A 13,917-nucleotide genomic window follows, 5' to 3' on the forward strand; every position below is an offset into this window, starting at 1 on the left:
GAATTAAAGCAGTTTTGAAATTTCGTCTTCAAAAGCATCTAATGTATAATTCTGTGACCAATTTACAGCCTGACTTGAAATATTTATTAAATCCTTTTTCTCAATATAATTTATAATTTCTGAAACTGCAGCATCTAAATTAGGTTCAATTAATATCCCTCTACCACCATTATCTAACATATTTGGCAAGCAAGAAACCTTAGTTACAATTGGAATTGCACCAAAAAACATTGCTTCTGCTACTACTTTTGGCCACCCTTCGCTTTTAGATGGTAATAGTAAAAAGTGAGCGTTTTGTAATGCTTTCTTAACTACTATTTTTTCTTTATTTCCATGAAATAGGACTATTTTATCTAAATCATTATTTTTCACAAAAAGGCTAAGTTGAGACAGAAGAGCGCCATCACCATAAATATCAAAACTAACAGTGAGACCAGATTCTTTCAACTTTTTAATTATTTCTAAACAAAATAAAGGTCTTTTTCCTTCTACCAAACTACCAATGAAAACAAATTTTAAATGAGCACTATAATTTCTTTTATTAACCTCAACAATCTCACTTTTTTTATATGTTGCTGTAAAAAAGGGCTTGATATTTTTTGTTTGATTATTCCAGTCTCCATAAACTACTACAGTCATATTTTTTGTTAGCAATGTATTAGATAATAACCACTTTTGGAATCTATAAGACAAAGGTTGTTTGGCTTTCGGATCCCAATTTCCTGCATATTTGGCGGTTTTTGTCTTTTTTGGAAAAAACACTTGAACAAAACACCCCAAAAGCCCTATATTACCAGGGCATCTTAAGTGAATATGATCTGTGTTTTTACAGGCTCTAAAAAGAGCTATTATTATAAATGGAATTTTTAAAAAAGAACAGAAAATATTTGGTATAGAAATAAACGAAATTTCTGGAATGTTTATAAAGTTTAAATTATCATGTTTATAAGGCAAGGAAATATCTGCAACTTCTTCTTTAGCTAATGGTGCAATAACATCTACCTTCTCTACATATTTTAACCACAAATTCATTTCTCGAACATAAGGAGCATAACCAAAATATTGTTGCTTTTTTTTTATATGTTTAACATGTGTTATGATTAAAAACTTCATTAGATCGATTTATAGAACTCAATATTTTTGTTAACAATGGTATCTATATTAAATGTTTGCAATACAAATTTATTGGCCTGTTTTTCTATTTCAAGGCATTTTTCTGGATTTTCTATACACCATAAAATATTTTCGGCAATGCTATTAATATTGTAAGGGTCACATAATAAGCCTGTTTTTTTATGTTCTATGGTTTCTGTCCCTGGTCCAAGTTTCGAAAAAATAACCGTTTTTTTCATTGCCATAGCCTCTGGTGCTACTAATCCCTGAGTTTCCATTAAAGAAGGAAATACACATAATTTTGCCGATGCATATTTGGTTGCTAGCTCTACATAAGGAACTGTACCTTTAAATATTATATTTTTTGAAAACGCTCCAAGTTCTGGTATTACTTTCTCTTTTAGATATTCAACATAAGAAGTTCCATCTTTAAAAAACCAGTCTCTACCATATATTTCTAGTTTTATATTAGGGTAAGACGCATTCACTGTCTTCATTGCTAATATTAACTGTTTAATGCCTTTTTTCTCGCATATAGTACCTGCAAATAATATAGTATCATTGTTTACTTTAACTTCTGGTTTGGGTTTAAAAACTTCTAAATTTATTGGATATCTAATAATATCTATCTTTTTATTGTTGTAATCTAAATATTTAGAAGTATGCATTTTTACGTACTTTGATACTGCAATAAAAGCATCTGCTTTTTTAAAAGATCGTTTTTCTTGAAACCCTTTCCAAGAATCAACACCACGTTCTTCCGCTTCTGCGAAAAAATGATGACCTCCATGTAATCTAATAATATATTTTATTGGTTTTATTTTTTTTAGAAATGCTAAACCAAGCTCCGAAGTTTCTACAATATTTATTGGTGACTCTGTATGTAATTTTAATAATTGCCTGTTTATATATTTATAATTCAAAAACCATGTAAGCCCTTTTATTTTTCTTGGTTTTAGCCTGTAAATGCGAACACCATGATCTTCTTCTTCTTCGTATATTTTGGTATACACATTTATTCCTATTACATTAACTTTATATCCTTTTTTAACATAGGCTTTTCCAATGGTTTGAATAAATGTACCTATTCCGCCATGTGAAAATCCTTCTTTTGGGTATTCGTGTGTTATAAAGCAAATATGCATATATTATGGTAGTAAAAGTTTTGTAATAGTTTGTGTACTATTGTTATTAGGCTTATTAATAATTTTTAACCAATCTTTTGCTAAAGATTTTTTTTGCAACATAGCTTGTTCAAAAACCAAAAGAAAATCTTCTTTTGAATTAATCCAATATACAACATCTTTATACGGCATGCTTTTAAAATGCTGGTAATTGTATATGGTACTAACAGACCAGTTTTCATCTTTAGTTACATCATAATTCAGATAAGCAGCTGGGTTATCAAAAATAGCAAAATCATGTGCCATAGTTGATCCTACATTGATTACAAGATTACTATGTTTACAAATATTTGCCAATAGCTTTACATCATCATAATAAGGAAATAATTGTGTCCAAAATTTTTGAGTATTACTCCAAACAGGTTCGATTGGAACTATAAAATCAAACTTATTAATTATTGTATCATACCTCCCTGATAAATCTACAGGGCTTCTTCTAAAAATAACTTGCACTTTATTTTGAAAATTATTTCTCACAATAACCTCTGCTAAGTCCTCTAAATATTTAGGGTCGTATGGAGATGTTAACTTATCATCCCCTGAAAAACAAATGGTTGATTTATTTGTATCTAAACCGTAGTTGGTAAAAAATTCTTCTTTTGGTGTTAATAATGAATCCTTGTATAATTCAAACTGTGGTGTTCCTGTAACTATAATATTATCTTCTGAAATTTCAGGGTAATATTTTCTCATATCACCTTTCATATAATCAGACCAAACTATATATTTTTTAGTTCGAACTGACAATCTAGCTTTAACTAAATTATCCCAAGAATAAATGGCTCCAATTGTATCAATATTCAATACTTCGGCAGCCTTAAAAACAGGAATGGCATTTAAAGCTCTTTGATGAGTGCAGAAAATTATATCTGGTTGGATATCTAGCAAAAATTCTTTTTCAGAAGAAATACTTTTAAGTAATTGTTTTTGATAATAATTTTCAAAACACAATATGCTTTCATAGTTTTTACTTATTTGCTTACCTAAAAACTCCACGACTTTATAAAACCATTTCTGCAAACCTTTTTTTTTAGGTTTCCAATTTGAAAGTACTGTTGGGTTTTTGTCTAACTTAGCGTTATAAATTAATCTGCCATAGCATATTGATTCTCTTAAAAGCTTTTGTAAAACAGTTTCTTTATATTTTGATATAGTTTTTTTTGTTAATTGTATATTATGAAGCTTTTCAACTTCAATAATAGCTTCATCTGAAAGCGCGTGATAAACAACAAGTTCTATATTTTGCTTAATTAGGTTTGGTATTATTTCAGAAAACAAATAGTTTCTAATACCTGTTCCGTCTGGAACAACAAACATGACTTTTTTACACTTATTATTCACGTTTCAATTTTTTGTTTTATGAATATCTACAAACTGTTTTTGCTTGTTTAAATTCCATATAGCAGCTCCTAAAAGTGAATTCAAAAACAACTCAGCACTATTTCCATTTCCAAAACTAATAGTATCCTTTTTTACAACTTTAAATTCTGATAAAAGCGCATTAAGTATAGCCTCTTCACTATAAGATGTATTTATAATATGTGAATGTAAAGCTCTATTTTCTTGTCTGGTACCTACGTTGATTGTTGGAATACCATAATATGGCGCTTCGCGAATTCCTGCACTAGAATTGCCTATTATAAAAGTACTATGCTTCAGTAAAGTTAAAAAATACTCAAATCTTACTGATGGAAAAATTCTAAACCTTGAATTGCTTTCTAGACTTTTGTATGCACTTAATATTATTTCTGACCCTAAATCGTTATTAGGATATATTACCACATAATTTTTGTTATCCTTTAATAAGGCTTCTACAAAACTTTGCGCATAATCTTCCATTTTACTAAACTCTGTAGTTACTGGGTGAAACATTGCCAGAGCATAATTACTAAAAGGAATTTCGTAATATCTTTTTACTTCATCAATTGTGGGAAGTTTTTTAGAAAACATACTATCAACATCTGGCGAACCAATTATTTTAATACTATTATCTAATTCGCCCATTTGGATTAGACGTTTTTTAGCATTTTCGTTTGACACATAATGAATGTGACTCATTTTACTAACAGAATGTCTAATAAGCTCATCTACTGTACCGGATAGTTCTCCTCCTTCTACATGTGCTACTAAAATATTATTTAAAGCTCCTACAATAGCTCCAGCCATGGCTTCTACTCTATCACCATGTATAACAATTAGGTCTGGTTTGATTTTTTTTATATAACTTGAAAATCCTTCGATAGTTTTTGCCAAAGTTAAATCCATAGTAGCTTCTGATGTGTGATTTTCAAAAGCATGTGTATTAGAAAAATTACAACGCTCAATTTCTATAAGTGTATAACCATAGGTTTCCATAAGGTGCATACCCGTAACAAATACAAAAGGGTTAAAATCTTTATGATCCTCTAATATCTGAATAAGGGATTTTATTTTACCAAAATCGGCTCGTGTTCCTGTTAAAAAAACAATATTTTTCATTAATATTTATCTGGCTTATTATTTATAAAATATAGCTTAAATAACAAGCGCTTAATTATATAATACATATCTAAAAATGAATTTTTAATAACTTTAAAAACGTCACCAAAAAAACTTCTAATTATACTTTTATAGGTAATGTTGTTATGCCAAAGTTTGTAACTCCCAACAAGTTCATTTTTAAATCTAAAATGGTTTTCTCGCTTAGTCCGTTTAATATTATAGTTGAAAATTGACGGACAAAACTCAATATCAAATCCATTTTTTAGCACTCTAAGCGTCCATTCTTTATCTTCAAAAGTAGTTATATCTGCTTTAAACTGATGCGTTTCCCATACAGATTTATTAAATGCAGAACCACAAAAAATTAGACCTGCACCATTTGGATTATCTTTTGCCGAAATATTATTTATATACTTCGAATAATCATTGTGATTATGCAAGCATCTTACGCCTGCTAAATTTGAATTGTTTTCAAACTTGAGTTTAATTTGCTTAAAAAAATCATGACTAATTGGGTAAGCGTGAGCACTAAAAATAACAACTATATTATTTGACGCTAATTCTGCTGCTAAGTTTGCGCTTCCTCCATAGCTAAACTTTTTTATTGTATGAAATTTAGCTCCATATGTATTTGTAATCAACTCACTATCATCTGTTGATTCGTTATCTATTACTATTATTTCTGAAATATCTTCGCTGTATCTATTATTTAAATTTCTTAAAAGAAATTCTAAAGCTTTAGACTGGTTTTTATTTCTAATTACAACAGTTATATTATTTACCATTTAGCTATTCAGATTAATGAGTTCTTTTTTCCAATAATTAAAATCTATTAAATTTAAATGTTGCTTTCTTTTCTCATCAAGAATAGAGTATTCGAAATAATTATTATCAATTGTTTCGCTTAGTTTATTAAAAGACAATAAATTTCTTTTAGTTAAAACTCCTACTCCCCAATCTGTATCAAAACAAATTGAATTAAAATCTTTATGATGCCTAAATTTATAAAATGCTTTCCATGTTGTTCCATTCCATAATATTCCAGCTGGCGAATTTATAAATTGATAATCTTCTCTTTGATGGTGAATTGTAGGCGGATTACAATCGTGTAACACAATAAAACCATTTTCTTTAAGATAATGCATACTATTTATAATATCCTTCTCTACTTGAGATGAGATATGTAACCCATCTATAAACACTACATCAAACTTAATTGTATTATCTATTTTTTTTAACTCATTATTTTTGAGTTTGCTAAAAAACTCATCGGATGTGTATTTAAAATCTACTTGATTAGATTTAAATTCTAACTCTGGATCGACAGAATATTTATTTGGGCAGTTTATTTTATCAAAATTATTTCTGGGGTCTCTAACTCCTATTTCTAAATAATTGTTGCAATCTGTTAAGGTTAATAAAAAATTAATAATTTCAGTTCTAACAGGAGATTTTAATCTTTCAACATGAGATAGGTTTTTAGCATTAGCAAACTCCTTATCTGTTAAAAAACTTTTAACTTTTTTTAGCTTTTTTATAATTTTCATATTACAAATTAATATCAGAATATTTTATTTGCTCGTCAATATTTATATTTTTTGTTGCTTTTTTTCCTAAAATGTCCTTATAATTTTCTGCTAATATCTCACCTGTTCCAGGTCGTTTTACCCAAATATTATCTTCGGTAAAAATTTCGCCTTTTTTTATCTCTTTTATAGAACAAACTGTAGCAAATGCAAAATCTATAGTAACTTGCTCTTCTTTAGCTGGTGCTTTAATCCCTCCGCGCATTTGGGCAAGTTCTTTACTTCCAATTATTAAATCTTTACATTCTTGCTCGTCCATACTACAAACTATATCTGGTCCAGTGCGTTCTTTATGGTCTGTAAAATGACGCTCTAGTATGGATGCGCCTAAGGCAACTGCACCCAAACATGCATTATTGTTAAGTGTGTGGTCGCTCAAACCAATTACTTTATTTGGAAACGCTTCTTGTAATTGTTGCATTGCCCCAAACCTTACTAAACGAGGTGGTGTAGGATACAAATTGGTCGTGTGTAATAATGCTATAGGAGTTTCATTTTTTTCAAAAATAGCTACTGCTTTTTTTACGCTTTCTATGGTATTCATACCTGTACTTAATATCACAGGTTTTTTGAACTTTGCTATATGCTCCAAAAGTGGATAATTATTGCATTCTCCAGATCCAATCTTATAAGCCGAAACTTTCATTTTTTGAAGTCTATTGGCTGCTTCTCTTGAAAAAGGAGTTGATAAAAATATCATTCCTTTACTTTCTACATATGCTTTCAATTCTACTTCATCTTCTTCATTAAGTGCGCAACGTTCCATAATCTCATAAATAGAAACACTCGCATTACCAGGTATCACCTTTTTTGCCACAGCACTCATTTCATCTTCAACAATATGGGTTTGATGTTTTACTACCTCAGTTCCAGCTCTAGCTGCCGCATCTACCATTTCTTTAGCTATTTGCAAAGAACCTTCATGATTTATACCAATTTCAGCAATGACGAGAGGTGGATAATCTAATCCAATTTTTCTATCTTGTATTTTAATATATGGCTTACTCATTTGGGTAATTTTCTAAAACAAATTGTGCATACTTTAAATCTTCGTTAGTGTCAATATCTACTAATGCACAAGGATGGTTGACTATGAATGGACAGTTTTTACTTCCTAAAATAACATCGTTAAATATCAAGTCTGCTTTAGATATATATAATAACCCATTTTCAAAATATAAAGGTTCCATATCTTGACTTCGCTGACCCATTTTATAATTAAATGGTATAAAGTTTTCATTAACTATTTTTCCTAACTTTCGTTTACTGGAAGACACCGTCATAAGGCTATCGAAATTACCATCAACATATTTAGCATAGGCTTCCTTTAATAGTTCCTTTTGGCGTAACGGATTTGTTGGTTGTAAAAGTATTACATTATCTACTGTTTCATTTATAGTCTCTAATACATGTTTTAGAGCTGAAACTGTCGTAGAGAAATCTCCTGACAATTCTTCTGGTCTATCTATAACTTTAACTCCTAAATCTAACGCTAAAGATTTTATGTTTTCATCATTTGTAGACACGTAAATATCACTTATTATATCTCTATTAGCTTTAGCAAAATTTATACTATGGGTTGTTAAATGCACATCGCTAAGTATAAGCATATTTTTGTTAGGCAATCTTTTCGATCCCCCTCTAGCTGGTATTATGGCAATATTTTTAACTTTCATTAATGGCTTTAATAAATTTCCTCTCCCAATCATTATAATCCAAAATTTTGCTTGTCATGGTTTTATTTGGTCGTATTTTTCCAAAGTTAGTATCTTTTCTGGCTAAGTTAAATGCTTCTATCCAATTTTCTATATCATTTATTTTTTCAACTAAATAAACACGGTCTAAACCATTAAGAACTTCTGGTATTGCTCCTCTATTTGATGCAATAACAGCATTACCGCACTTTAAAGCTTCTACCATAGAAAGTCCAAACCCTTCATTATAAAAAGTAGTAAACATATAGTAATTACTGATTTTAAAATATGTTGCGACCTCTTCATTACTTACACGTCCAATATTATTAACTCTTGGATGATTATAAATACTATTACTCCCTACTATAATAACTTTTAAATCTCGGTGGTTTTTTAACACTTCTTCAATTATTTTATGAAAAACATGAATGCCTTTTTTGGGTCTATCGTTAGCTACCCATATCAATATTTCATCATTACCTACATATCCTTTTTCTTCTCTTTGTTTAGCAAATTCTTTTTCATCTAACGGAAAGAAAGTATTTGAATCTACTCCATTCCCAACAACTTTTGCTTTTGGGAATTTTTGTGGATACTTTTCTTTACTAAACTCATAACCTAACTGCGATAAAAATAATATTTTATCTACTTTGTGTAGTATCTCCTTTTTTAAATTAAGTTCAAATCCATGAAACGAAAAAACTATCTCTATTGGACATTTGTAGCTGTTCTTAGTTAACGTTATTGCTTCTAATAAATGAGGATCGTCCATAACAACAACAGTAATTTTGTTTGCCCTTTTTGATAAAAATTTAATTTTCTGAATATAATCTTTTGCAACCCAAAACTTTAAATTTAATCCTCTAACTTCTTTTCGCCAAATAATAAATCTCCTTTTTTTAGAATTAAGATACTTCTCGTTATAACTTGAAGGTGATAAAATATAATCAAAAAAAGTAGTATTTGCAGTCAGTTTAGATATTCTAGTTGTCCAACTACCTATTCCATTTGTTGGAAGTCTTGCACTACTAACCAATATTTTTAACGATTTATTCATTAATATGGCTGTTTTACACCCATATAGGCAAAATAATATTTCTTGAGTTTTTTAAAAAACAACTTATGAAGTAGTTTGCCTATTTTAAAGCTCATTGAGCCTAAGGACTTTGCTTTAGGAAGCATATCAATGCTATAATAAATACAGGGATTGTTTTCAATTTTGTCCAATTCATCATTCATCCAGAGTTCTATGGTATTTCCTAAATGATACGCATAATTCTCAATTGTTGCCAGCTTTAAAAATCCTGATACATCATTTGGTTTATCCAAGTACTCGCCTTCGCTTCCTCCAACAATTTTAAATTTACAATTTTCGTTTGGAGCTGCCGTAAATACTTCTGCTCTAAAAGTCACTACAAAATGACCACAACCAATTACGGCTTTTCCTTGTTTGTTTGAAAGTACTAGGTGCTTTTTCAAATGCGTTTCATTATACATTTTTCTACCAATGCTCTTTTCGAATTTTAAAAGTCCATCTGGATTATTTATTTCCTCAAAATTCAATTTTCCTTTAAAAAAAGCATAATAAATAGTGCTATTTAAATATTCACCTCGGTAGGCAATGCTACTTGGTACAGGTGACACCATACCACATTCAGGAAACGCTACCATCGTCTTTTCTACAGCTTGCTGCCAGTTAGGTAAAAACATAACGTCTGCATCAGAAATAGTTATTATAGGTTCTAAATTACTTTTAATTGCAGCATATAGTGCATTTACTTTTCCTAAGTTAATTTTGGAATTAAGTAATTGATCAACTTTATCATGTTCTCTATATAAGCTTTCCAAGTAACTAGTAACCTCAACACAACAATTATTATTTATAATCGAGATTCTAGTTTTTACGTGCACTGTTTTTAACAGTGATTGTATAGATAATTTTAAAATTTTTAAACCATCTTTAAAATAGGGTTCGGTTAGATTTGGAATATAGACAGGTATGACAACTCTATGATAAGCATCAACTTCTAAAATATTTTGTTCCTTCTCTGGATTATTTCCTATTCTCATAAAAATCAATAAGTAGCTTCAATCCTTCCTCTAAAGCTATTTGTTCTTTACCTAATAAAGCTTTCATTTTTGAAGTATCTGGGCATCTCCTAGCCATATCTCCTTCTTTTAAAGCTGGAGCATGTATAATTTCTGAATTTGAATTAGACACTCTAATAATAGTATTAGCTAATTCTAAAACAGTCATTTCTTTATCACTTCCTATATTAATTACTTCATTATGACATTTAGGGTCTTTCAATGCTTTAATGCAGGTTTCAATATTATCGTCTACAAAACAAAATGATCGCGTTTGCTGACCGTCTCCATAAATATAAATGGGCTCATTTTTTAAAGCGGCTTTTAAAAATTTAGGAATAACAAAATCTTCACTTTGATTTGGTCCATACGTATTAAAAAACCTAAAAATTGTATATTCCAGACCGTATTCTTGGTAGTAAGATTTAAAAAATGCTTCTCCAACATTTTTCACAATAGCATATGGTAATCTTGAATTTAAAGGTGTTGTTTGCTCGTTTTGTGGAATTTCAAAAGGTTCTCCATATACTTCAGAAGAACTTGAATAAAACACCCTTTTAACACAACTGTTTTTCGATAGTGATAGAATGTTCTTTATGCCTTCAATATCCTCTAACACCATCATTGGATTTTCTAACGTACGTTTTACGCCAACTACAGCCGCAAAATGAAATACATAATCAAAATTGAATCTTCCAAAAATGGGTACAATATCATTGTAGTTATTTACATTCGCTTTAATAAAAGTGACATTATCCTTTTTCGGGATTTTAGTTATAGAGCCTGTTAAAAAATTATCTACTATTACTATTTGGTTATTAATATCTTTAGATAATTCTAGTGTTAATGCACTTCCTATATTTCCTGCTCCACCAGTAATTAAATATTTGGTTACGCTCATGTAATTAACTTTTTAATAATTGTTTTTTGAACCCTAAAATTAACAAACCAAAATGGATTAATCTTGAACATGTTACCTATAGTTTTCCAAAAATTGATTTTAATCATTTTACTTTGCATTAAACAAAGATTTAGCATCAGTTTTTTATAAACATCCTTTTTAATAGTCTCTTTATTATAATAACGCTTTACTACATCAAACAAATATAACGGTAAAAAAATGTATTTCTCTTGATGGTTTGATACATTATTTTCGTGTTGTCTGTACCTAACAAGAGGCGCATCTATATAATAAAACTTGGTATGAAATGCACATCTAGACCAATACTCGACATCTTCTCCTGCATGTGGCATAATTTCATTGAAATAACCTACATCTTTAACAATTTCTTTTCTAATAAGAGGTGTGGAACTCATTATAGTCCAATTACCAATCATTTTAGTTAAAACGTCTCCATGCTTTACATTAGTGTGCCCTGGCTTTCCTATTATCTTTTCTAATTGTTTTCCTTCTCCATCAATTGTGCTACAATATGAGTGTACCAATCCAAAGTCTTTATTTTTATCTAAAATTTCAACCTGAGTTTCTATTTTATTAGGTAACCATAAATCATCATCATCAACAAATGCAATATAAGTACCTTTAGCATTATTAATTCCAATGTTTCTTGGTTTACATGGGCTTCCACTATTATCTATCTTTATATAACTAAGATTCTTATATTCACTGCATAATTTCTCATTTTCATCACCAGGTGTTCCATCATCTACTACAATAATTTCAATATTGCTATAGGTTTGAATAACAATACTATTTAAAGTTTCCTTTAAAAAGTGAGTGCGCTTATAGGTTGGTATAATAACAGAGACCAGTGGTTGCGACATTATTTAAGTATATTATAACTAAATCTTAGCGTAAATTTGAAACATTCCTTTAGACTTCTTAGCTTATAAAAACGCTTCAGGAAAAACATAAAATGGTGCTTTTTTAATTCTTTTGTGATTACTAAAAATACTTCATATTTTTTTAAGTTCTTAATAGCAATTGTTCTAGAAAATGTATTTTGTTTTTCTAAAACTAAATCTCTAAAAAATAGTCGTTTAGCATCTTTTTTCTTGTTATTTAATGTTCCTGAAATACTCTTTGAAGAGAGTCTGAACTTTAAATAAGCCTCATTGCAACTTACTATGTTTCGTCCGTTAGAAAACTCTAACCATGCCATATCATCACTACACCAAGCTAAAGGATAATCTCTAAAACCATACTTATTATAACTTGCTATGCTAAAAACATATTCCGAAAGACTACTGTGCTTACTCCCATAATACTTTTCTGTAAAGGCTTCTGCAGCCATTTGTGTTTTTGGATTATGTTGAATACTACCTAATGCGACACCCTTTTCATTAATTTTAAGTGTTGCAAAGCGAAGTAGCTTACTCTTTTGTAATTTAAGATTTGGTAATGCTCTATAAAAGCATTCAACAAAGTTTTCTGACAAACAATCATCATCACCTAAAATACAAGCCCAAGTTTCGTTGTTTATAAGCTTAAGACATCTATCCCATTGTTTAGTTAAGCTTTTACTGCCTAAATTATCGGCAAATCGATGGTATCTAATTGGTATATCGTTCTTGAATTTATCTACAAGATTATCTATAGACTGTTCACTAGCGTCGTCTCCTATATAAACCGTAAATCTTTTATCGGTTTGCTGCTGTAACGATAGTAATGTTTCTTCAAAAAAATCGTTTTTAAAATATGGTATAACAATAGCTAAAGCATTATTCATTTATCTATCCTTCAATTTTAATAACTCTTGCCATACTTTCACAATGCTTTCTTCTTCTTGCTTCATACTGTATTCGCTCTCAATAAATTTTGATGCTTCTAAACCTACTTTTGCCATTTTCTTTGGGTTACTATCAAAATCCAACATTACTTGCTCTAGTGTTTCGGCAAACTTTGTAACGTTTCTTTGTGGAACTTTATAAGTGATATTAGGCAAAAAATATTCTTCTCCTCCCTGTCCTGTATAACCAACAACTATACAACCACAACTCATAGCTTCAGCTGGTGGCATTCCAAATCCTTCTCTATGATTAAAGCTTAAGAAAACAGCGCTTTCTTTTAAAACTCCTGCTACTTCTTCTTCGTTCATTCCTTGAATTGAAACAATGTTCCAACCATCTAAAACACCTCTTATATCTAAAATATTCAGAATCTGCTCAGAGTCTTCTCTAAGTTTTCTAGGCATAAAAGCTATTTGCTTTTTTTTATTTGCCTGAAAAGAAAAAACATTTTTATCAATACCATATCTTACTCGATAAACTGGTTTCTCCACAAGAAAGCTTTCCACATAAGACACAGCATCGACTGAGGCTACAATAACACCTTGTAATCTATCTTGTTTATAGATTGATGTATTAGAATTGGCTTGATTTGGAATGCCATAACCTCTAAACGAATAGTAGCAATTTTGATTGTAAACTACCGTTTTTTGATCTTGAAAAACTGTATTAATAGCTTTTCCATAAAACTCTGGAAACACAATAATATCATCTGGATTTAGTACTAGTTTTTTATTATTAATAGATTTATCGTACTCTATCTCAGGTTTAAAAGTCTTTTTAACTAGTGTCTTAATTTTCTTTTTAAAATTGCTATTAGAGCTTTTATCTAGTTTAGCAACTATAGGATGCCAAACTACTGGAGTCTCATTTTTAAACCAATTAACTTTAAAATGTCTATGTCCATGAACCACATAAGCCTTAAGCCCTTTTTTATTTAAAACATCAACCTGTCTGTACAATTGCTTAATACCTCCTGCTGGTGTGTTTAAATCTGGGCTAATAAAATAGATATGGCTCATT

14 protein-coding genes are annotated in these 13,917 nt (G+C 29.7%); all 14 read right to left on the minus strand.

From position 1 onward, the window contains the following. Positions 1-3: 3 nt before the first annotated feature. The 14 genes from RG22_RS04060 to RG22_RS04125 are packed head-to-tail and all read right to left on the minus strand — an operon-like array spanning position 4 to position 13,916. The gene (locus tag RG22_RS04060) at positions 4-1,113 is read right to left on the minus strand and encodes a glycosyltransferase family 4 protein (protein WP_034041075.1); all 1,110 of its coding nucleotides are present in this window, start codon (positions 1,111-1,113) and stop codon (positions 4-6) included. Then, a complete protein-coding gene (locus RG22_RS04065; RefSeq protein ID WP_034041077.1) occupies positions 1,113-2,258 on the minus strand; it encodes a glycosyltransferase family 4 protein in 1,146 nt (381 codons plus the stop codon). Before RG22_RS04065 ends, RG22_RS04060 begins: the two co-directional genes overlap by 1 nt. Positions 2,259-2,261: 3 nt before the next feature. Then, a complete protein-coding gene (locus RG22_RS17220; RefSeq protein ID WP_052143627.1) occupies positions 2,262-3,638 on the minus strand; it encodes a hypothetical protein in 1,377 nt (458 codons plus the stop codon). 3 nt (positions 3,639-3,641) lie between these two features. Next, the gene (gene neuC / locus RG22_RS04075; RefSeq protein ID WP_034041079.1) at positions 3,642-4,775 is read right to left on the minus strand and encodes a UDP-N-acetylglucosamine 2-epimerase; all 1,134 of its coding nucleotides are present in this window, start codon (positions 4,773-4,775) and stop codon (positions 3,642-3,644) included. Continuing rightward, positions 4,775-5,563, minus strand: coding sequence for a glycosyltransferase family 2 protein (locus RG22_RS04080; protein ID WP_034041081.1), 789 nt, complete (start codon positions 5,561-5,563; stop codon positions 4,775-4,777). Before RG22_RS04080 ends, neuC begins: the two co-directional genes overlap by 1 nt. Further along, positions 5,564-6,325, minus strand: coding sequence for a class I SAM-dependent methyltransferase (locus tag RG22_RS04085; RefSeq protein WP_052143628.1), 762 nt, complete (start codon positions 6,323-6,325; stop codon positions 5,564-5,566). 1 nt (position 6,326) lies between these two features. Next, the gene (gene neuB, locus RG22_RS04090; RefSeq protein WP_034041083.1) at positions 6,327-7,373 is read right to left on the minus strand and encodes an N-acetylneuraminate synthase; all 1,047 of its coding nucleotides are present in this window, start codon (positions 7,371-7,373) and stop codon (positions 6,327-6,329) included. Then, positions 7,366-8,040, minus strand: a complete 675-nt coding sequence (locus RG22_RS04095; RefSeq protein ID WP_034045710.1) for an acylneuraminate cytidylyltransferase family protein — start codon at positions 8,038-8,040, stop codon at positions 7,366-7,368. The genes neuB and RG22_RS04095 overlap by 8 nt, the downstream gene beginning before the upstream one ends. Then, a complete protein-coding gene (locus RG22_RS04100) occupies positions 8,030-9,115 on the minus strand; it encodes a glycosyltransferase family 4 protein (protein WP_034041085.1) in 1,086 nt (361 codons plus the stop codon). The genes RG22_RS04095 and RG22_RS04100 overlap by 11 nt, the downstream gene beginning before the upstream one ends. Then, on the minus strand, positions 9,115-10,128 hold the full coding sequence (locus RG22_RS04105; RefSeq protein ID WP_034041087.1) for a glycosyltransferase family A protein: 1,014 nt from the start codon (positions 10,126-10,128) through the stop codon (positions 9,115-9,117). Before RG22_RS04105 ends, RG22_RS04100 begins: the two co-directional genes overlap by 1 nt. Next, the gene (locus RG22_RS04110) at positions 10,112-11,047 is read right to left on the minus strand and encodes an NAD-dependent epimerase/dehydratase family protein (protein WP_034041089.1); all 936 of its coding nucleotides are present in this window, start codon (positions 11,045-11,047) and stop codon (positions 10,112-10,114) included. The genes RG22_RS04105 and RG22_RS04110 overlap by 17 nt, the downstream gene beginning before the upstream one ends. Then, positions 11,044-11,931, minus strand: a complete 888-nt coding sequence (locus tag RG22_RS04115) for a glycosyltransferase family 2 protein (protein WP_034041091.1) — start codon at positions 11,929-11,931, stop codon at positions 11,044-11,046. Before RG22_RS04115 ends, RG22_RS04110 begins: the two co-directional genes overlap by 4 nt. Then, a complete protein-coding gene (locus RG22_RS04120; protein WP_052143629.1) occupies positions 11,931-12,836 on the minus strand; it encodes a glycosyltransferase in 906 nt (301 codons plus the stop codon). The genes RG22_RS04115 and RG22_RS04120 overlap by 1 nt, the downstream gene beginning before the upstream one ends. Further along, complete coding sequence (locus RG22_RS04125; RefSeq protein WP_052143630.1) at positions 12,837-13,916, minus strand: glycosyltransferase; 1,080 nt, start codon at positions 13,914-13,916, stop codon at positions 12,837-12,839. It lies immediately after the preceding gene. Position 13,917: the final 1 nt, after the last annotated feature.

This window comes from Wocania ichthyoenteri Th78 (genome assembly GCF_000789235.1).
Taxonomy (GTDB): domain Bacteria; phylum Bacteroidota; class Bacteroidia; order Flavobacteriales; family Flavobacteriaceae; genus Wocania_A; species Wocania_A ichthyoenteri.